The organism is Streptomyces sp. Ncost-T10-10d (assembly GCF_900091955.1).
Classification (GTDB): domain Bacteria; phylum Actinomycetota; class Actinomycetes; order Streptomycetales; family Streptomycetaceae; genus Streptomyces.
Genome location: NZ_FMDF01000033.1, coordinates 75,537 through 95,559 on the forward strand (window position 1 = coordinate 75,537; position 20,023 = coordinate 95,559).

Annotated in this window: 15 protein-coding genes and 1 pseudogene; 4 read left to right on the forward strand and 12 right to left on the reverse strand. The window is 69.2% G+C overall.

All coding sequences use genetic code 11. From position 1 onward, the window contains the following. Positions 1 to 278 precede the first annotated feature (278 nt). The 3 genes from GA0115254_RS03225 to GA0115254_RS03235 all read right to left on the reverse strand — a co-directional run bounded on the left by GA0115254_RS03225 (position 279) and on the right by GA0115254_RS03235 (position 4,278). Entirely contained in the window at positions 279 to 2,720 is a 2,442-nt protein-coding gene (locus GA0115254_RS03225; RefSeq protein WP_093893723.1) for a sodium-translocating pyrophosphatase, read from the reverse strand. 295 nt (positions 2,721 to 3,015) lie between these two features. Beyond that, entirely contained in the window at positions 3,016 to 3,498 is a 483-nt protein-coding gene (locus GA0115254_RS03230; RefSeq protein ID WP_093893724.1) for an ATP-binding protein, read from the reverse strand. Between the two features lie 426 nt (positions 3,499 to 3,924). Next, positions 3,925 to 4,278 carry an STAS domain-containing protein gene (locus GA0115254_RS03235; RefSeq protein WP_003967428.1) on the reverse strand — a complete coding sequence of 118 codons (354 nt, stop codon included), beginning with the start codon at positions 4,276 to 4,278 and terminating at the stop codon, positions 3,925 to 3,927. A gap of 78 nt (positions 4,279 to 4,356) precedes the next feature. Here GA0115254_RS03235 and GA0115254_RS03240 point away from each other — a divergent pair, with 78 nt between their 5' ends. After that, positions 4,357 to 6,894, forward strand: a complete 2,538-nt coding sequence (locus GA0115254_RS03240; RefSeq protein ID WP_256102371.1) for a DEAD/DEAH box helicase — start codon at positions 4,357 to 4,359, stop codon at positions 6,892 to 6,894. Here GA0115254_RS03240 and GA0115254_RS03245 read toward each other — a convergent pair. The 7 genes from GA0115254_RS03245 to ssd all read right to left on the reverse strand — a co-directional run bounded on the left by GA0115254_RS03245 (position 6,776) and on the right by ssd (position 11,875). Further along, positions 6,776 to 7,216 (reverse strand): Rv3654c family TadE-like protein, encoded by a 441-nt coding sequence (locus GA0115254_RS03245; protein ID WP_141720759.1) that lies wholly within the window; start codon positions 7,214 to 7,216, stop codon positions 6,776 to 6,778. The genes GA0115254_RS03240 and GA0115254_RS03245 overlap by 119 nt on opposite strands. 62 nt (positions 7,217 to 7,278) lie before the next feature. Next, a complete protein-coding gene (locus GA0115254_RS03250) occupies positions 7,279 to 7,689 on the reverse strand; it encodes a TadE family type IV pilus minor pilin (protein WP_107451296.1) in 411 nt (136 codons plus the stop codon). Beyond that, positions 7,676 to 7,876 carry a DUF4244 domain-containing protein gene (locus GA0115254_RS03255; RefSeq protein WP_093893727.1) on the reverse strand — a complete coding sequence of 67 codons (201 nt, stop codon included), beginning with the start codon at positions 7,874 to 7,876 and terminating at the stop codon, positions 7,676 to 7,678. Before GA0115254_RS03255 ends, GA0115254_RS03250 begins: the two co-directional genes overlap by 14 nt. Before the next feature lie 58 nt (positions 7,877 to 7,934). Beyond that, positions 7,935 to 8,729 carry a type II secretion system F family protein gene (locus GA0115254_RS03260; protein WP_093893728.1) on the reverse strand — a complete coding sequence of 265 codons (795 nt, stop codon included), beginning with the start codon at positions 8,727 to 8,729 and terminating at the stop codon, positions 7,935 to 7,937. Next, positions 8,726 to 9,583 (reverse strand): type II secretion system F family protein, encoded by an 858-nt coding sequence (locus GA0115254_RS03265; protein WP_093893749.1) that lies wholly within the window; start codon positions 9,581 to 9,583, stop codon positions 8,726 to 8,728. Before GA0115254_RS03265 ends, GA0115254_RS03260 begins: the two co-directional genes overlap by 4 nt. 20 nt (positions 9,584 to 9,603) lie before the next feature. After that, positions 9,604 to 10,752 (reverse strand): TadA family conjugal transfer-associated ATPase, encoded by a 1,149-nt coding sequence (locus tag GA0115254_RS03270; RefSeq protein WP_093893750.1) that lies wholly within the window; start codon positions 10,750 to 10,752, stop codon positions 9,604 to 9,606. Beyond that, positions 10,733 to 11,875, reverse strand: coding sequence for a septum site-determining protein Ssd (gene ssd / locus GA0115254_RS03275; RefSeq protein WP_370740817.1), 1,143 nt, complete (start codon positions 11,873 to 11,875; stop codon positions 10,733 to 10,735). Before ssd ends, GA0115254_RS03270 begins: the two co-directional genes overlap by 20 nt. A 501-nt stretch (positions 11,876 to 12,376) precedes the next feature. On the opposite strand from ssd, the gene GA0115254_RS03280 reads away from it, so the two are divergent. After that, the gene (locus tag GA0115254_RS03280) at positions 12,377 to 13,216 is read left to right on the forward strand and encodes an HAD family hydrolase (RefSeq protein ID WP_093893729.1); all 840 of its coding nucleotides are present in this window, start codon (positions 12,377 to 12,379) and stop codon (positions 13,214 to 13,216) included. Positions 13,217 to 13,760: 544 nt separating this feature from the next. On the opposite strand, the gene GA0115254_RS03285 is transcribed toward GA0115254_RS03280, so the two are convergent. Then, positions 13,761 to 14,585, reverse strand: a complete 825-nt coding sequence (locus tag GA0115254_RS03285) for a Fic family protein (RefSeq protein WP_093893730.1) — start codon at positions 14,583 to 14,585, stop codon at positions 13,761 to 13,763. 102 nt (positions 14,586 to 14,687) lie between these two features. Between GA0115254_RS03285 and GA0115254_RS03290 the strand changes: the two genes are divergently transcribed. Further along, positions 14,688 to 15,683 (forward strand): ATP-binding protein, encoded by a 996-nt coding sequence (locus GA0115254_RS03290; RefSeq protein WP_093893731.1) that lies wholly within the window; start codon positions 14,688 to 14,690, stop codon positions 15,681 to 15,683. 181 nt (positions 15,684 to 15,864) lie between these two features. Here GA0115254_RS03290 and GA0115254_RS03295 read toward each other — a convergent pair. After that, a pseudogene (locus GA0115254_RS03295) lies at positions 15,865 to 16,911 on the reverse strand (hypothetical protein); the annotation flags it as partial. 279 nt (positions 16,912 to 17,190) lie between these two features. Between GA0115254_RS03295 and GA0115254_RS03300 the strand changes: the two are divergent. Further along, positions 17,191 to 19,962, forward strand: coding sequence for a SulP family inorganic anion transporter (locus GA0115254_RS03300; RefSeq protein ID WP_093893732.1), 2,772 nt, complete (start codon positions 17,191 to 17,193; stop codon positions 19,960 to 19,962). Positions 19,963 to 20,023: the final 61 nt, after the last annotated feature.

The window sequence follows — 20,023 nt, forward strand, 5'->3', positions numbered from 1 at the left end:
GCCCCGGAACTTACACGTCGAGCGCCCTCCATCCGGGTGCCGGACGTCCGATGAGTGGGCTTTTGCAGCCATTTGCACCAAGGGAAATGAGGGAGATACAACTCACCCACGCGGCCCTCGGGGCGCTAGAACACCTGCCCGAGCAAGCACACGGACGGGCGTACCGACCGGCAAACGACACCAGAACACGACCGGGCGGACGACACATCAGAGTGCGTCGCCCGCCCGGTCGTTGAGCGCAGCCGGCTACACGCCACCGGCCCCTTCCCGTCGCCGCCTCACGAAACGGCCGCCTGGTCAGCCGATTTGGCGGGTCCCCCGTCGCTGTCAGCGGGGTGATCCTCGTCCCCCACGGCAATCCCGCGCCGCTTGGAAACGTAGACCGCGCCGATGATGACGGCGACGGCGAGCACCGCCACCACCGCTCGTACGCCGGCGCTCGCGTCCTGCCCGTAGCTGAACTGCACCACCGCCGGGGCGATGAGCAGCGCGACCAGGTTCATCACCTTGAGCAAGGGGTTGATCGCCGGTCCTGCTGTGTCCTTGAACGGGTCGCCGACCGTGTCCCCGATGACGGTCGCGGCATGGGCGTCGCTGCCCTTGCCGCCGTGATGACCGTCCTCGACGAGCTTCTTGGCGTTGTCCCACGCACCGCCGGAGTTGGCCAGGAAGACCGCCATCAGTGTGCCGGTACCGATGGCGCCCGCGAGATACGAACCCAGCGCCCCGACGCCGAGCGTGAACCCGACGGCGATCGGCGCCAGAACGGCGAGCAGGCCGGGCGTCGCGAGTTCGCGCAGGGCGTCCTTGGTGCAGATGTCGACGACGCGCCCGTACTCCGGCTTCTGGCTGTAGTCCATGATCCCGGGGTGCTCGCGGAACTGCCGCCGCACCTCGTAGACCACGGATCCGGCGGACCGGGACACCGCGTTGATCGCCAGCCCGGAGAAGAGGAAGACGACCGCGGCACCGAGGATCAGGCCCACCAGGTTGTTGGGCTGCGAGATGTCCAGACTGAGTGTCATCCCCCCGGCCTTGGCCCCCACGCCGTCGACCGCCGTGGCGATCGCGTCGCGGTACGAACCGAAGAGGGCCGACGCCGCCAGGACGGCGGTGGCGATGGCGATGCCCTTGGTGATGGCCTTTGTGGTGTTGCCGACGGCGTCCAGGTCGGTGAGGACCTGAGCACCGGCGCCCGTGACGTCACCGGACATCTCCGCGATGCCCTGCGCGTTGTCGGAGACCGGGCCGAAGGTGTCCATGGCCACGATGACCCCGACGGTGGTGAGCAGCCCGGTCCCCGCCAGGGCCACCGCGAAGAGCGCCAGCATGATCGACGTACCGCCGAGCAGGAACGCCCCGTAGACGCCCAGACCGATCAGTAGTGCCGTGTAGACGGCGGACTCCAGGCCGATGGAGATACCGGCGAGTACGACGGTGGCCGGGCCGGTCAGCGAGGATTTGCCGATGTCCCTGACGGGCCGCCGGTTGGTCTCGGTGAAGTAGCCGGTCAGCTGCTGGATCAGGGCGGCCAGCACGATACCGATGGCGACGGCGACCAGGGCGAAGACCCGCGGGTCGCCGCCGTTCGAGGAGATGGCGGTGTCGGTGACGCCGTCCAGATCCGCGTACGAGGACGGCAGGTAGACGAAGACCGCCACGGCCACCAGGACGAGCGAGATCACCGCGGAGATGAAGAATCCGCGGTTGATGGCGGTCATTCCGCTGCGGTCGGCGCGCCGCGGGGCGACCGCGAAGATCCCGATCATCGCGGTGACCACGCCGATCGCTGGGACGATCAGCGGGAAGGCCAGTCCGGAGTCGCCGAAGGCGGCCTTGCCGAGGATGAGCGCCGCGACGAGCGTCACGGCGTACGACTCGAAGAGGTCGGCCGCCATGCCCGCGCAGTCACCGACGTTGTCGCCCACGTTGTCGGCGATGGTGGCGGCATTGCGTGGGTCGTCCTCCGGGATGCCCTGCTCCACCTTGCCGACGAGGTCGGCGCCGACGTCCGCGGCCTTGGTGAAGATACCGCCTCCGACCCTCATGAACATGGCGATCAGCGCGGCACCGAGACCGAAGCCCTCCAGCACCTTGGGCGCGTCGGCGGCATAGACGAGGACGACACAGGAAGCACCGAGCAGCCCGAGTCCCACGGTGATCATGCCGACCACGCCACCGGTACGAAAAGCGATCTTCATCGCCTTGTGCGAAACAGCGGTGAGATCCCTTTCGGGTTCCCCTTCCGCGGGAGTCGCCTCACGCGCAGCAGCAGCCACACGGACATTACTGCGTACGGCGAGCCGCATCCCGATGTATCCGGTGGTCGCCGAGAAAAGCGCACCCACCAGGAAGAACAACGAACGACCCGCGCGCTGCGACCAGTTGTCGGCCGGAAGCAGCAGAAGCAGGAAGAAGACCACGACGGCAAAGATGCCGACGGTGCGCAGCTGCCGGGCCAGATAGGCATTCGCGCCCTCTTGGACGGCTGCCGCGATCTCCTTCATACGGTCGGTGCCCTCACCGGTCGCCAACACCTGGCGCACCAGCAGTCGGGCGACGACCAGCGCGGCGATGGCGACGACCGCGACGACGATCACGATGACGCGGTTGTCATCGGTGAGTACAGCGGCCGCGAGAGATGCGGGTCGAACGGAAGGTGTGGAAATTGCGGAATCTTGCGTCAGTCCTACCAGTGGGGTGTTGAAGAACTCCGCCATACGTCCTCCTTGACGCTCAGCGCTCAAGACGTGGACGGATTGTAGGGAGCGGGAGCTGATCAAAACAGTGCGCGGTAAATGTAATTGACCTCAACGGCGGATCGGCAAATGATCGCAACCGCGGATCGGCTCGAATGCAGTAATGGGGCGGACGCATTTTCTGTAGATCAATGATCACACAGAAATGAAAAAAGGCCCTGCTCAGCAGGGCCCCAAAAGAGGGATCAAGAAATGGATCGGGGGATGGCTTCGGAGGAATCGGGACGGCGAGACCGCCCGTGACGCCCGCGGCGCCTCAGGGAAGCACCGTCACGGGCGTCTTCGGCCAGCTCATGCGGATCACTCCGCCGTTGGTCCCCGATCTGACTTCCACATCATCGACGAGGCCGCTGATGACTGCGAGACCCATCTCGTCCTCGCCGTCGGCGTCGGCCTCGGAATCCGGACCGTCGATTCCCACGCCGGGCGTGGCGCCGCGTGTCGCGGAGGCTCCGGCGGGTTCGCCGGGAGCGGGCTCGGCACCCGGCCCGGGCACCTCGTCGCCGACCTCGATGGAGAAGGACTTCTCCTCCTCGGTCAGGACGACGGAGACAGGGGCGGTGATGCCATGGCTGCGGTGCAGCCCGACTGCGCGGCTGCAGGCTTCACCGACGGCGAGTCTGACCTCGTCGAGCACGGCTTCATCGACCCCCGCCCGGCGCGCCACGGCGGCTGCCACGAGGCGGGCCGTCCTGACGTGTTCGGGTTGGGCGCTGAAGCGGAGTTCAACGGTGGCCATGTGATCCCCCTCAGACGTACGGGCGTGCACCCAGGGACCCGGGCGGGCTGCCCGACGCCCCTGCTCTTCTTCCAGTCTTCACCCGGTCTTGTTTCCGGTCTTCTTCCGGAACCGGCGAAGCCGTCGGCGCTCCGGCCTGGTCGCCGACCACCGGCCCACTGATGGACAGGCTGTCGACTGACCGACAGGCGCCCGAACCGGCAGACGGCCCCAAGCAGCCGAATACCGAACAGCCGTCCGGCAAGCAGCCCGCCGACAGAGCGGACGCCGACCCGTTGCTCAGCGGTCGGGGCGCTGGATACCCAGGTCCCGGCCACTGACTGCCCGACGGCCGACTGCCTGACTGAGGCAATCGGCGGTCAGACCGCCCGCCGGTCACGGCCACCGGTCCACCGACCGCGCGCCGGACCGGCCACGGACCGACCGTCAGTCGGTGGCCGCAACTGCCTCGTCGACCGTGGTGTGAATCGGGAACACCTTGGTCAGACCAGTGATCCGGAAAATCTTGAGAATGCGCTCCTGGTTGCAGACCAGGCGCAACGAGCCCTCATGGGCCCGGACACGCTTCAGGCCGCCCACGAGCACGCCGAGGCCGGTGGAGTCGAGGAAGTCGACGCCTTCCATGTCGACAACCAGGTGGTAGCTGCCGTCATTCACCAACTCGACCAACTGCTCGCGCAGCTTGGGCGCGGTATACACATCAATCTCGCCACCGACCTCGACGACCGTACGGTCGCCACCAGGGCCGGACACATTGCGAGTCGACAAGGACAGGTCCACGGATCCTCCAGCACCTTGCTATCGAGCGGTCGCCCCTCGGTCTCCCCGGCGGAGCCAGGGGACGGATCGCCAGCCGCGATGGCATTCAATCACTTACCAGCAGCCATGCACGACGCCTTGGGACCATTGTCCGTCACACCAGTGACACACTCGGTGCCGATGGCCAAGAATCACCGCCCCAGTGGACCACCCGAGAACAGGGACTCCCGCCCCTCTCCCGCCATGGTCCTCGACCGGCTCGCCGCAGCGGCGGGCCGGTCCGCGCGCATCACTCATACGGAGCACTTGCCCCCGCGTACGGGAACCCATGCCATCTGGCCCGACCGCATCCGGCCAGAAGTGATCGCCGCGATCCAAAAAGCCGGAATCAACCACCCTTGGGCGCACCAGGCGGCCGCCGCCGAGCACGCCCTGGACGGCGAATCCGTGGTCATCGCCACCGGCACGGCGTCCGGCAAGTCGCTCGCCTACCTCGTCCCGGTGCTCACCACACTGCTCGACGGCTCCGAGGCCCCGAACGGCCGTGGCGCGACCGCCCTGTATCTCGCCCCCACCAAGGCCCTGGCCGCCGATCAGAGGCGTGCGGTGAAGGAGCTCACGGCACCGCTCGGCAACGCCATCAGGCCAGCGGTCTACGACGGCGACACCCCGGTCGAGGAACGCGAGTGGGTGCGTCAGTACGCCAACTACGTCCTGACCAACCCCGACATGCTGCACCGCGGGATACTCCCGTCCCACCCCCGCTGGTCCTCCTTCCTGCGCGCCCTGCGCTTCGTCGTCATCGACGAGTGCCACACCTATCGGGGTGTCTTCGGCTCCCACGTCGCCCAGGTGGTGCGCCGGCTACGCCGTCTGTGCGCCCGCTACGGAGCGAATCCGGTCTTCCTCCTCGCCTCGGCCACCGCGGCGGAGCCCTCCGTCGCGGCGGGTCGCCTCACCGGCCTCCCGGTCAAGGAGGTCGCCGACGACGCCTCGCCGCGCGGCGAGATGGTCTTCGCCCTGTGGGAGCCGCCCCTCACCGAGCTGCACGGCGAGAAGGGCGCACCCGTGCGCCGTACCGCCACTGCCGAGACAGCCGACCTCCTCACCGATCTGACCGTCCAAGGCGTCCGCTCCGTCGCCTTCGTACGCTCCCGGCGCGGCGCCGAACTGATCTCCGTCATCGCCAAGGAACGCCTCGCCGAGGTGGACCGCTCCCTGCCCACCCGGGTCGCCGCCTACCGCGGGGGTTATCTCCCCGAGGAACGCCGCGCCCTGGAGCGTGCCCTGCACTCCGGCCGACTGCTCGGCCTGGCCGCCACCACCGCCCTCGAACTCGGCGTCGATGTCTCCGGCCTGGACGCCGTCGTCATCGCGGGCTATCCCGGTACCAGGGCGTCGCTGTGGCAGCAGGCGGGCCGCGCCGGACGCTCCGGCCAGGGCGCCCTGGCCATCCTGGTGGCCCGCGACGACCCGCTGGACACCTTCCTCGTCCACCATCCCGAGGCGCTCTTCCAGCAGCCCGTGGAGTCGACCGTCCTTGACCCGGACAACCCGTACGTCCTTGCCCCGCATCTGTGTGCCGCTGCTGCGGAGCTCCCGCTCACCGAGCCCGATCTGGAGCTCTTCGGCCCGGCCGTGGCCGAACTGCTGCCGCAGTTGGAGGCCGCGAAGCTACTGCGCAAACGGGCATCGGGCTGGCACTGGACCCGCCGCGAGCGCGCCGCCGATCTCACCGACATCCGCGGCGAGGGCGGCCGCCCCGTCCAGATCGTCGAGGAGGGCACCGGCCGGCTGCTGGGCACCGTCGACGAATCGGCCGCGCACACCGCCGTCCACGAAGGCGCCGTCCACCTCCACCAGGGCCGCACCTATCTGGTCCGGAAGCTGGACCTGGAGGACTCGGTGGCCCTGGTCGAGGAGGCCAACCCGCCGTACTCGACGACGGCACGCGACACCACTGCCATCGCCGTCCTGGAGACCGACACCGAGATCCCGTGGGGTGACGGGCGACTCTGCTACGGCTCCGTGGAAGTCACCAACCAGGTCGTCTCCTTCCTGCGTCGCAAACTGATCACCGGCGAGGTCCTCGGCGAGACCAAGCTGGACCTGCCGCCCCGCACTCTGCGCACGCGCGCCGTGTGGTGGACGGTCACGCAGGACCAGCTCGACGCCGCCCGTATCAACCCGGAGATCCTGGGCGGCGCCTTGCACGCCGCGGAGCACGCATCGATCGGGATGCTGCCGCTCTTCGCCACCTGCGACCGATGGGACATCGGTGGCGTCTCCGTGCCGTTGCACCCGGACACCCTGCTGCCCACGGTCTTCGTGTACGACGGTCATTCGGGCGGTGCCGGATTCGCCGAGCGGGCCTTCCACACCGCCCGCACATGGCTGACCGCGACCCGCCAGGCCATCGCGTCCTGCGAATGCGAGGCGGGCTGCCCGTCCTGCATCCAGTCCCCCAAATGCGGCAACGGCAACGATCCGCTGCACAAGCGGGGCGCCGTGCGCCTCCTCAGCGAACTCCTCCGGTCTGCGCCGGAGGACCCGGGAGAGCCGGGCCCTCCGGAACCGTCGGAGGCGACGGATCCGGAGAGTCGGGAGCAGCCGCCGGAGGGCCGGCCCGGGACCTGACCGCCGGTTCGTACGGCCCGAAACTCACCCGGGCCGTCACATCGGCGATCTCCCCATGCACCGTGCACCGCACTACCATCGCCCCCTGTGCCGCGGCCACCTCTTCGGCCGCCCCGCACGCCTCCCCGGACCCTTGCAGGGCCCGGTCGGCCGCGGCCAGGGCTGCCAGGTCCGCCGCGCCGCCGGCCCGGTGCCGGGCGACCATCACCTGTCCGAGCGCCAGCACGACCGCGAACACCACGCACAACGTGGCCGTGGTCATCGCCACCCACACCGTCGCCAGGCCTCTGTCCCGGTCCGTGGCCCGACCCCGATTCCGCATGTGATTCCCGCTCCTGTGCAGCCACCCGAGGACGGCCTTCCGGGCTCCCCCTCCTGTCCCGGTCACGGCCTCACCCCCACCGTGTCCTCTGCAAGTGCTGCCGCCTCTGCATGGAGCTCGAGGGCCAGTGGTCCGGGTCCGGGCATCGGCGCCGCCACTCGTACCCGCCACAGCTCACCGGCCCGCTCCATCGCGACTTCGGCCCCGCCGGGTGCCGCCGAACGAGTGACTTCCAGCACCTGCGCCTCCGGTTCCGAGCGGGCCGCGGCCCTCGCCCCGGCCCTGGCCGCGTCCACGCAACGGATCTGGGCGGAGGCGGCCATGAGCGCCCAGACCAGCACCAGGGCGAACACGACCAGCACCGGAATCGCCATAGCCGCTTCCGCCGTCACCGCCCCCCGGTCTCCGCCCCCGCACACGGTCCTGGAACGACCTCCGGCGGACGCCCCGGAACTGCTCCTAGAACTTCGCATCGAGCGCGTCCTTGAGCAGTGACTGCAGTGCGGACATGACCGGCTGGCTGGTGACCACCTTGTAGAGCACCGCCGCGAACGCACAGGCCGCGATTGTCCCCACCGCATATTCGGATGTCGTCATTCCGTTGTCCGACCGGACTCGGCGCACCATGCTCCGCGCCCAGCCCCTGATTCGCTGTGTCATTTCAACCCCCGAGAAATGCATAAATAATATGCAATAGATACTTATTAGTACTTTTCTGTCACCTGTTGTGAAGCAGGCCGGTCGCCAGACCGATCACCACCGGCGCCACTCCGACCGCCAGGAAAGCGGGTAGAAAGCAGAGCCCGACCGGTGCGGTGATCAGCACGCCTGCTCGCTGGGCACGCGCCACGGCCGTGCTCGCCTGCTCCGCCCGCATCGCCTCGGCCAGCCGCGCCACCGGCTCCGCCGCCGGAGCCCCGGTCGATCCCGCCCGGTCCAGGCAACGGGACAGCGCACCCGCGCCCGGTATCTCCCCGAACCGCCCCCAGGCCACCGCAGGTTCGCCACCGAGCCGGATCTCCGCGGCCGTCCGCGTCAGGCGCACGCCGACCGGTCCGCCCAGCGACTCCCCCACCGCCTCCGCCGCCTCTCGGGGCCCGGCTCCGGCAGAAATGCAGGCCGCCAAGAGGTCCGCCGCCAAAGGGAGTTGACGCGAGAACTGCGCCGCTTCCACAGCGTCGGCCCCCGGGTCGCGGCTACGCCGGGCCCGCTGCCACCTCCAGGCGCCGTACGCCCCTGCCAGCCCGGCCGCGCCCCCTGGCAGGCCGCCGATCAGGACCACGCCTGCCGCCAGAACACCCAGTGGCGCAATCCATTCCTTCACCCGGGCACCGGAAGCCGTCCGTCCGCGCCGACGCCTCTCCGGGCCGATCGCCAGCAGCACCGCACCCCTACGGTGCACGGTCCGCCTCCGCCGCCGTCTCGCCAGGGCGAGGGCCAGATACGCGACGGTGCCCAGAACTGCCCACACTGCCGCCGCCCGGTGGACGGCTTCGCCGGTGACCCCGTTCACGCCGTCTCCCCCGCCCGTACGATCCGGCCCGCCCAACAAAGCCCGGCCGCCTCCAGCAACCCACCCGTCACCAGACAGACCAGCCCGGCCGGCGTGTGCAGCAGCACCCTCAGCGGATCCGCCCCGAGTGCCGCCCCCAGCCCCAGACCCAGCACCGGCAGCAGCGCCAGCACGGCCACCGTCGACCAGGCACCGGCCAGTTGGGCCCGTAACTCCTCCCGCCTGCGTCGTTCCGCCCGCAGCGCACCCTCCAGGCGGTCCAGGCCCGCCGCGAGCCCGGTCCCGCCGTCCACCGCCACCCGCCAGCAGGCCGCCACTCCGGCAAGCCCGTCCAGACCCGGCTCCCGAGCCGCCTGCCCGAGCGCCCCCGGCACATCGCCGCCGAACCGCGCCGCAGCGGACACAGCGGCCTCCGCCGTTCCCATCACCCCGGTCCCTCGGACAGCAACGAGCAGCGCCTGCCCCGGCTCGTGCCCGGCCCGCAGCTCACCGACGACGGCACCGCACAGCGCAACCACCCCATCGGCCCGGCGTTCCCACTCCTGTGTCAGGGCCCGTCTCCGCAGCCAGCGCTGCATCAGCGGCACCGCCACTGCCACAGCCAGGACCGGCAGCACGGATTCCCCCAGCACGGCGATGGCCAGCGCCACCGGCAGACAGAGCCACTCCCGCCGCGCCCGCAACCGCTCCTGGAACCAAGCCTGAATCCGCTTCCGGCGCTCACGCAGCGGCGACTCCACCACCCCGTCGACGAACAACACCCGCGCTCGCCGACGCCCCTGGTCCTGCACCACCGCCAGCCAGGCCGCCACCCCGACGCACAAGAGTGCCGCAAAGCTCGCGCCGTCCGACATACCCACCGTCGCGCCACCGCTCACAGCGCACCCCCGGTCATCGACCGCAGCCGTTCCCAGCCCCGCTCCTGCACAAATCCGTCGGTGCCCCAGCGCAGTGCCGGCACGGTCACCACCAGCCCAGCCGCATCCCGCTCCAGGACCTGCACCTCGGCGATCCGCCGTTGCCCGGCCCGGTCCCGTACGAGATGGACCACCACCGACAGCGCGGCCGCCAACTGGCTGTGAAGTGCCGTCCGGTCCAGTCCCGCCGCCGTCCCCAAGGCCTCAAGGCGGGCCGGGACGTGCTCGGCTGCATTGGCATGAACCGTCCCGCAGCCGCCTTCGTGGCCGGTGTTCAGCGCGGCCAGCAGTTCGGTGACCTCGGCGCCCCGCACCTCCCCGACCACCAGTCGGTCGGGCCGCATCCGCAGCGCCTGCCGCACCAGGTCTCTCAGCGTCACTCGCCCCGCCCCCTCCTGGTTGGCAGGGCGCGACTCCAGGCGCACCACATGCGGATGGTCCGGCCGCAGCTCCGCCGAGTCCTCGGCGAGCACGATTCGCTCACGCTCCCCGACCGCACCCAGCAGACTGGACAAGAGGGTCGTCTTTCCTGCCCCCGTCCCCCCACTGATCAGATACGAGACCCGCGCTTCCACCAACGCCCTCAGTACCCGGTCACCGCCCGGCGGCACAGTGCCCGCCGCAACCAGCTCCGTCAGCGAGAAGGCCCTGGGCCGTACCACCCGCAGCGACAGACATGTCGAGCCGACGGACACCGGCGGCAGCACGGCATGCATCCGGGTGCCGTCCGGCAGCCGCGCGTCCACCCAGGGCCGGGCATCGTCCAGCCGCCGTCCCGCCACGGCCGCCAGCCGCTGTGCCAGTCTGCGCACCGCGGCGGCGTCCGGAAAGGTCACCCCGGTGAGTTCGAGCCCGCCGCCCCGGTCCACCCACACCCGGTCCGGCGCGGAGACCAGGACATCCGTCACGGCCGGGTCGGCGAGCAGCGGTTCCAGCACCCCGGTACCGACCAGCTCGCCGCGCAACTCATCGGCCGCGCCGAGAACTTCGGCATCACCGAGCAGCCGTCCCTGGGCCCGAAGAGCTGCCGCGACCACGGCCGGGGTCGGCGCCGCGCCACTCTGTGCCAGCCGTTGCCGCACGGCGTCAAGCAGCGTCTCCGTCACGACGCCCCCCACCGGCGCATCCCCCTGCACCCTCCGGGGCGAGGGCCCGCTCCCAGAACGCCGCGCAAAACCTGGCCAGTGGACCGCGCGGACTGCCGCCGGGCGGCGCGCCGCCATCCCGGGTGGCCAGCAACCCGGAGTCGAGCGGGAGTTCGCCGGCAAGCGGCAGCCCCAGCGCCTGCGCCACCCACCGCTCGTCGAGGCCCGCCGCGTACGGGCCGCGGGCCACCACCCGCAGGTCGCCCAGCACCATCCCTGCCATCGATGCCACCCGCTTCGCCGCCGCGACTGCGCGAAGCTCTCCGGGGACCACCAACAGCCCGAGGTCCAGCTGCGCAAGCGCCTCGGCCACCGACTCGTCGACCCGGCGCGGCAGATCGACGACCACCACCCCGCCGAGCCTGCGCGCGGCGGCCAGCACTGCCTGTATGGCCTGTGGCGGGATGACCACCCAGTCGTCGCGGCCCCAGCTGAGTACCCGCAGACCGTGCAGCGCAGGCAGCGACTCCTCCAGTGCACCTCCGCCGACCCGCCCTTTGGAATGGGCGAAATCCGGCCACCTCATTCCCTCAGCCCGTTCGCCACCGAGCAGCACATCGATGCCCCCGCCAAGCGGGTCACCGTCGATCAGCATGGTCCGCCGTCCGGCCCTGGCCGCGGTCACCGCGAGGGCGCAGGCCAGTGTGGATGCGCCGGATCCGCCCCGTCCGCCGATCACCCCGACAGTGAGTGCCGGCCGGCCAACGCCTTCCGCCGCATTGGCGATCTGATCGACGAGCCACCCCTCCGAATCAGGCAGCCTCAGCACATATTCGGCCCCGATCTCCACGGCACGGCGCCAGACATCCGGGGCATCCTGGTTCCGGCCCACGAGCATCACACCGCGCCTGCGTGCCGCTCCGCGACACCGCTGGGCGGCATCGTCCCCCACGAGGACCATCGGGGCCTGCTCCCAGCCGCCTCTGCGTTCGGGCAACGAGTGATGAACTTCTGGTTCCGCTCCGGCGGCCGCACACAGCCGCAGCAGATCGTCGAGGAGTTCCACATCCTCGGTCACGATCAACGGTCCGCCCCGCCGCACCCCAGCGGTCGGCAGACGATCCCGTGCGATGGATTCAGCCACGATCTCCGCCCCCTTCTCTCTGCACCTTCATCGCGGTTCGCGGTGATCTCGTAGCGTTCCGAGATCGGCGATTCCACAAGTCGCGGACTTCGCAACTGGAATCACCGTGCAGCGCTTCGGGAAATCGTGTGGATCTTGCTCAAAAACTGTGGACAAGTCCGCCGTTGTGAATATCTCTGTAGCTCATACCGGCGACTTCCGGAGAGCAGCACTTCCGCTACGCACCGTGACGAGTCAGGATGGGTGAGAGACGGAACGAGAAGCGGGCCATCGCGGCCGAAATGGAGGCAGAATGCTTGATTCCGAATGACAGAAACGCGTCCGGACATGCGACGACCCCCGCCGGGGGGGAGAGCGGGGGTCGTCCCCACGGCCGACTCGGGGGGGGAGGAGCCGGACCGGGTTAGCACGGTCGCGAACGATCCGTGACTTCCATGGTGTACCCGAGAGCCTTCTCAGGCAAACCCACACGCCAGAGTTTACGCCGAATGGTGGGACCCTATGCTCAGCCTTGTGGAAAACCGCTTCTTGCCGCGCACAGCAGCCTTCTTCGACCTGGACAAGACGGTCATTGCGAAGTCTTCGACGCTGACCTTCAGCAAGTCCTTCTACCAAGGCGGACTGATCAACCGCCGCGCTGTACTGCGCACTGCGTACGCACAGTTCGTGTTCCTTGCCGGGGGTGCAGATCACGACCAGATGGAGCGGATGCGCGAATATCTCTCCGCCCTCTGCAAGGGTTGGAACGTCCAGCAAGTGAAGGAAATCGTCGCCGAGACCCTGCACGATCTGATCGACCCGATCATCTACGACGAAGCGGCGACGCTCATCGAGGAGCATCACACCGCCGGACGCGATGTAGTGATCGTCTCGACCTCGGGCGCCGAGGTCGTCGAGCCGATCGGCGAGCTGCTCGGCGCCGACCGAGTCGTCGCCACCCGGATGGTCGTCGGTGACGACGGCTGCTTCACCGGAGAAGTGGAGTACTACGCGTACGGACCGACGAAGGCCGAGGCGGTCAAGGCCCTCGCGGTGTCGGAGGGATACGACCTGTCGCGCTGCTACGCCTACAGCGATTCCGCGACTGATGTACCGATGCTGGAGTCGGTCGGCCACCCGCACGCAGTGAATCCGGACCGCGCCCTGCGGCGCGAAGCGACCCTTCGCGAATGGCCGATTCTCGTCTTTGACCGACCGGTCCGACTCAAGCAGCGACTGCCGACGTTCTCACTGCCGCCACGCCCGGCATTGGTCGCTGCGGCAGCGCTGGGCGCAGCCGCCGTCACGGCGGGACTGGTCTGGTACACCTCCCGCCGCCGCGCCACCACGGCCTCCACCTGATGTGTGAGCCGGGCGGCGGCACCCCTGCACACACCCCGAGCCCCGCCGCCCGGCCCGATCGATGGGGTCAAGCAGGACGACCGATGAGTCCGATTCATCCGACCGAACCGAGTTGTCCAACTCGCCCGTAATTGAACCTGAAAGTAAAGAAGTGCGGCCAGCACTACCGCTCGCTCCGGCTCTGGAGTAGAAAGGACTCAACGGCCCGCGAGACCAAGGACATCCGAGAGGATTACCTGATAACGCAGAGAAGGCCCCACGGACCGAGCATGAAAACCGAGCACCCACGCGACGTCGACCCGTCGATTACGGGCCAGCCGCACCAGGAAACGGGCAAAGCCCCCGACCTGATGGGCACATATCGAGGACGCATGGTAACTGGGTAGACATGCCAGCGGCGGTACCGAGGACGGTACCGCCGCAACCCTTTTACCAAGCAGTGAAGTTACGGCGATGGAGTTACCGCGCTTGACTTACCGCGGTGAAGTCATCGATTGGCCGCCCCCGCTTGTCGTGCCCACCCCCACGGAACCGACGCACCCCGCTACGCGGCGCCGCGCTGCAGCGCCTCGCACACCGCCGTCGATTCCCTGACGCCCAGCTCCACGGCGCGCCCGCAGTGCGCGATCCAGGCCGCCATCCCCTCCGGCGTCCCCGACAGGTATCCCTCGAACGCGGCAATGTATGCCGCCCGCCCCTGCTCGGCGTGTCCCACCTCCGCGGGGCAGATCGATTTGGGGTCGAGGCCGCTCCCGATCAGCACGATCCGCTCGGCGGTACGCGCGACGAGGCCGTTGTACGAACCGAAGGGTCGCAGGGCCAGCAGTTCACCGTGCACCACCGCCGCCGTCACCAGCGCGGGCGCGGCAGTACCCGAAAGGATCAATCCGGACAGCCCTTCCAGCCGCCCTGCCACCTCCTCGGCGTCCGGCAGCGGCGCTTCGATCAGTGGCTCGTCCACGGGTTCGCCTGCCAGCCGTGGCCGGCCGACAGCATCCTCGGGCGCCGCACCGCCGGCCGCAACCAGATGCAGCCGCGCCAGGACACGCAGCGGCGACTGCCGCCAGATGGAGAGCAGTTGGCCCGCTTCGGCGGTGAGCCTCAGGGCCGCTCCGATCACATGCGCCTCACCGTCACCACTGAAGTCGGTACGCCGGCGCACCTCCTCCAGGTTCCAGTCGGCACCGGACAGCGCCGCCGAACCACGGGCGCCGCGCAGCGCCGCTTCGGCGGTGACCTCGTTGCTGCGGCGCCGCATGACGCGGTGGCCGTAGACCCGGTCGACGGCCTTGCGTACGGAGTCCACCGCGTCGGCGACCCCCGGCAGGGTGCCCAGGGTGGCGAGCGGATCAGAGGCAGTCGTACTCATAAGTAGCGAGGCTACGCGCCCCCTGCGCCACTACCGCCCGAGAGTGGCCTTCTTCACGAAGCGTGACAGCAGAACGCAATCATGCCGCTACCCTAGGTGAACATGAAGATCGCTTTCGTAGGGAAGGGCGGCAGCGGTAAGACCACACTGTCCTCGCTCTTCATCCGCCACCTTGCCGCCAATGAAGCCCATGTTGTCGCGGTGGACGCCGACATCAACCAGCACCTCGGGGCCGCGCTCGGCCTCGACGACCAAGAGGCTGCGACGCTACCCGCCATGGGAGCCCAGCTGCCTCTGATCAAGGAGTATCTGCGCGGCAGCAATCCCCGTATCGCCTCCGTCGAAACGATGATCAAGACGACTCCGCCCGGCGAGGGCTCGCGGCTGCTGCGGGTCCGCGAGAGCAACCCGATCTACGACGCCTGCGCCCGCACGGTCCGGCTCGACGACGGGGAGATCCAGCTGATGGCCACCGGGCCATTCACCGAGTCGGATCTGGGTGTGGCCTGCTACCACTCCAAGGTCGGTGCGGTCGAGCTCTGCCTCAACCATCTCGTCGACGGCCCCGACGACTACGTCGTCGTTGACATGACAGCAGGTTCGGACTCCTTCGCTTCCGGGATGTTCACCCGCTTCGACATGACGTTCCTGGTCGCCGAGCCGACCCGTAAGGGCGTCTCGGTCTACCGCCAGTACAAGGACTACGCCCGGGACTTCGGGGTCGCGCTGAAGGTCATCGGCAACAAGGTGCAGGGCGAGGACGATCTGGACTTCCTGCGTGCCGAGGTGGGCGACGATCTGCTGGTCAGCGTCGGGCACTCCGACTGGGTACGGGCCATGGAGAAGGGCAGGCCGGCCCGCTTCGAGCTGCTGGAGGCGGACAATCGGATGGCCTTGCAGGCGCTGCAGAACGCCGCGGAGGATTCGTACGAGCAGCGGGATTGGGAGCGCTACACGCGGCAGATGGTGCACTTCCATCTGAAGAACGCGGAGAGCTGGGGCAATGAGAAGACGGGCGCCGACCTGGCCGCCCAGGTCGACCCGTCCTTCGTGCTCGACGAGCGGTACGTGCAGGACGGCGCCGCTCAGCCCGCCTGATCCATCGGTGCCCGGGCCGGGAGGATGCCCTCGTTCCGGCCAGGGCACCATGGCGCCCCCACGGGGCAGTCACAGCCGGAGGACGTCCGGCTCGGTGGCCGAGCTCCATCGCCGAGCGCGGCCACCGAGCTAGCGACCGGCCTGATCCGCGCCGGACCCGGCATGGGCCTTGTCGGCTCCCGCCGCCCGGCCACGCGTCCGCTGCCGAGGTCGCGGCTTTGTCGAGGAAGTCCGTCCAGCCCTTCGCCGGGGCCTGGCCGACATCGAGCGTGCCGAGCTTCGCCAGCGTTGCCGGGTCCTGTGCGTCCAGCCAGTCGGCCAGCTGCCGGAAGGACACGCAGCGGGCACCCGCCTTGGTGCAGACCCTCGCGATGGTCTGCACGACGGCCCGCATGTACGTACCGCCGTTCCAGGACTCGAAATGATTGCCGGTGATCAGCGGGGCACGGTTCCCGTCGTACGCTCGGTCGAGGGCCTGGATCAGGCCGTCGCGCATCTGGTTACCCCAGTACTCGTGTCGGCCCGCACCGCCCTGCGTCGTACCGAACTGGTTGAACATGGAGTTGCAGTCCATCGACGGGGTCGCAAAGTCACGCCCCGGAACCGGGACAAGCTGCACCAAAAGATCCCAGATGCCGTCCTTCTGCTTGGGTCAGACCTGGTTGTCGACGCCACTGGAGTCGTAGCGAAAGCCCATCGCCCGCGCCGCGGCCACCGCATTCCTCTGCCCCTCCAGACAGGGGGTCCGGCCACCGATGAGCTCCTTGTCGAAGTCGAATGGAAGCGGCTGCTCGCCCTTGAGGTCGGGGTCGTTGGCCTTCCAGCTCTTCACAAAGGTCTTGGCCTGGTTGATCTCGCTCTTCCACTGATCGACGGACCAGGTGCCGACGCCACCGTCGGGGCCGCAGAAGTGGCCATTGAAGTGCGTGCCGATCTCGTCGCCGTCCTCCCAGGCGTCGCGAACCTGGGTGATGGTGTTCCGGATTCCCCCGGTGTCGTTGAAGCCGATGTCGGAGCTGCCGACGCTGCGCTTCGGCGGGTCGTAGAGCTCCCGCTTGCCCTCAGGCAGCAGATACACGCCGCTGAGGAAGTACGTCATGTTCGCGTGGTATTTCTTGCCCACCTCACGGAAGTGCGAGAACGGCTTCTGGCTGTCCTCTCCAGCGCCGTCCCACGAGAACACCACGAACCGCAGGGGCTTCTGACCGGGTGCCAGGCGCTGTGCCACGGGCTGCTTCGGCTGACGGCGCGGTCGAGGTCAAGGTCAAGGTCAAGGTCAAGGTCACATGCAGTCATGCAGAAATTAACATGACAAGCCAAATGAAAAGCTGCTTATTCACTTGAACAGGTGATTGAGTGGGCCATTTGACCTCAAGCATGGACAGAGATCTTTACCCTCCATTACGATCTGTTTACTGAGAGTTGAGAAATCCCGCCGCTGCACGCCGTGACCCACGGCCGCGTCCCCCACGTTCCGCGACCGCGCTGCCCCGGAGGAGACGGGAACATGTCTGCTTGCGTCCCCACTCGTCATGACCACACATCCCGCAGTTCGCGCCCACCCCGCGACTCGGGAATCAAACGACCGCACAGCCCGCCACCGCCGCCGCACGGCGGACGATTCCGCATCACAGGCGCCGACCTGTCCGCATCGGTCACGGTCTTCCTGCTCGCCGTCCCCATGTCCCTCGGCCTCGCCGTCGCCATGGACGCCCCGCTGGAGGCCGGCCTCATCTCCGCCGCGGTCGGCGGAATCGTTGCCGGACTGCTCGGCGGCACACCCCTCCAGGTCAGCGGCCCGTCCGCGGGGCTGACCGTAGTCACAGCCGAGTTGATCCAGATCTACGGCTGGCGCACCACCTGCGCGATCACCATCGGCGCGGGACTTCTACAGATCCTGCTGGGCTCGTTGCGGGCGGCGCGCAGCGCCCTCGCCGTCAGCCCCGCCATCGTGCACGGCACCCTCGCCGGCATCGGCGTGGCCATCGCACTCGCCCAGCTGCACATCGTGCTCGGCGGCTCGCCTCAGAGTTCGGCCGTCGCCAACGCCCTCGCTCTCCCGGACCAGTGGGGGCGGGTGAGTCCGGCCGCCCCGCTGATCGGCGCGCTGACCATCGCCATCCTGACCCTGTGGCCGCGGATTCCGGGGCGGATCGGCCGGGTGGCGCGACGGATTCCGGCTGCCCTCGCCGCGGTGGTGACCGCGACGGTGGTGGCCGCGATCACGGCGCCCGGGATCGCCCGGGTCGATCTGCCGTCCTGGCGCTCGCACGCACTGCCGGAGATGCCGCACGGCCCCGTACTCGCTCTGGCCACCGCTGTATTGACAGTGATGTTGGTGGCCAGTCTCGAGTCACTGCTCGCCGCGGTCGCTGTCGACAAGCTGTCGGCCGACCGTGCCGGCGGGCAAGCGACCGCCCGGTCCAAAGCCGACTTGCCGTCGGCTTCCTCCCCGGCCTCGGCTTCGGCCTCGGGCCGCCCCGGCCCGGCCTGTTCGTCCCCGCCGGACCCACCCGTCAGACGCTCCGATCTCGACCGTGAACTGCGTGCACAGGGCATCGCCAACACCCTGTCCGGGCTTGTCGGCGGGCTGGCGGTGTCCGGCGGTGCGGTACGCAGTTCGGCGAATGTTCGGGCCGGAGCGACAGGCCGTGCCTCCACCGTGCTGCACGGCGTCTGGGTGGTACTCGCCGCAGGGCTGCTGGTCACCGCCCTGGAGCAGATCCCACTGGCCGCGCTCGGCGCGCTGGTCATGATGGTCGGCATCCAGATGGTGAGTTTCGCCCACATCCGCAATGTCCATAAGCACCGGGAATTCCTGGTGTACGGGGCGACGATCACGGGCGTGCTCCTCTTCGGTGTGCTCAAGGGTGTAGTGATCGGCATCGCGGTGGCGGTGGCCGTCGCGCTGCACCGGCTGGCCCGGACCAGGATCGCCGTGACCGAACAGGCTGGTCAGCATCTGGTGGTCGTACAGGGTCAGTTGACGTTCCTCGCGGTGCCCCGACTCAGTCGGGCGCTCGCCCGGCTGCCCCAGGACGGGGATGCCGTCGTCGAGCTGGACGGCTTCTTCATGGACCATGCGGCGTACGAGACGATCCAGGACTGGAGCACTGCCCAGACGGCCCACGGCGGCCGGGTCGTCTTCACCGGCAGGTCCGGCGGCCGGATTGCCGAGCCCGCCTCGGCGGCGCATTCCTGTTGCCGCCCCTGGACGCCGTGGCGCAACCATCACTGCCACGACCGGTCCGGCCAGACGCCCGAGACCCAGCACGCCCGCCTCGACGCTGGCCGCGCCCCCGACTGCGGATCGGGAGCCGTCGAGGACGGCTCCCCCGAGCACCACACGTCCCACGACGCCTCCGGAGCCCACAGCACCCCCGGCCCGGCCGGCTCACCCACCGCCGCCCCACGCCGGATCGGCAGCAACCGCCTGTTCAGCGGTCTGAGTTCGTTCCAGCGGAACACCGCTCCGCTGGTGCGCGAGGAGCTGGCTCGGTTGGCTCGCGAGGGTCAACGTCCCTCCCAGCTCTTCATCACCTGCGCCGACTCCCGCCTGGTCACCAGCATGATCACGGCGAGCGGCCCGGGTGACCTGTTCACCGTACGGAACATCGGCAATCTGGTGCCCCCGCCGGACGCCGAGTCGAGTGACGACTCGGTAGGCGCCGCGATCGAGTACGCCGTGGATGTGCTGAAGGTGGAGTCCATCACCGTCTGCGGGCACTCCGGCTGCGGCGCGATGCAGGCTCTGCTCGGCGCCAGGCCGGGCCCGGACACTCCGCTGTCGTCCCTGTGGCGCTGGCTGAGACACGGGCTGCCGAGCCTGGAGCGAATGAGATCCCGGCATCATGCCTGGGCCCGGATCTCCGGCCGCCTTCCTGCCGATGCGGTGGAACAGCTCTGCCTCACCAATGTGGTCCAGCAGTTGGACCACCTGCGGGCCCACGGATCGGTGGCACGGCGGCTCGCCGAGGGCAGGCTGCAACTGCACGGGATGTACTTCCATGTGGGCGAGGCACAGGCCTATCTGCTGGCCGAGGGTGCGAGCGCCGGGCACGCGCTCGACGAGGTATTCAACCGCGTGGACCCTGGCGACGCCCACGCCTCCTCCGGTTCCCACACCCCGGCCGAAGCCCACGCCTTGGCCGGTGCCCACCCCCCGGCCGACTCCCGTTCCCCGGCCGGTTCCCGCTCCCCCGGTGACGCCGACACTCCCAGGCCCGCCGCCCCGGGTGATCCAGGCGGTTCCGGCGAGTTGGAACGTACCGGCGTCTGAACCACATTCGCCCCCGGTCCGTGAGACCTTGTGGTCCCGCCTCCGTGTCGCTCCGTACGGC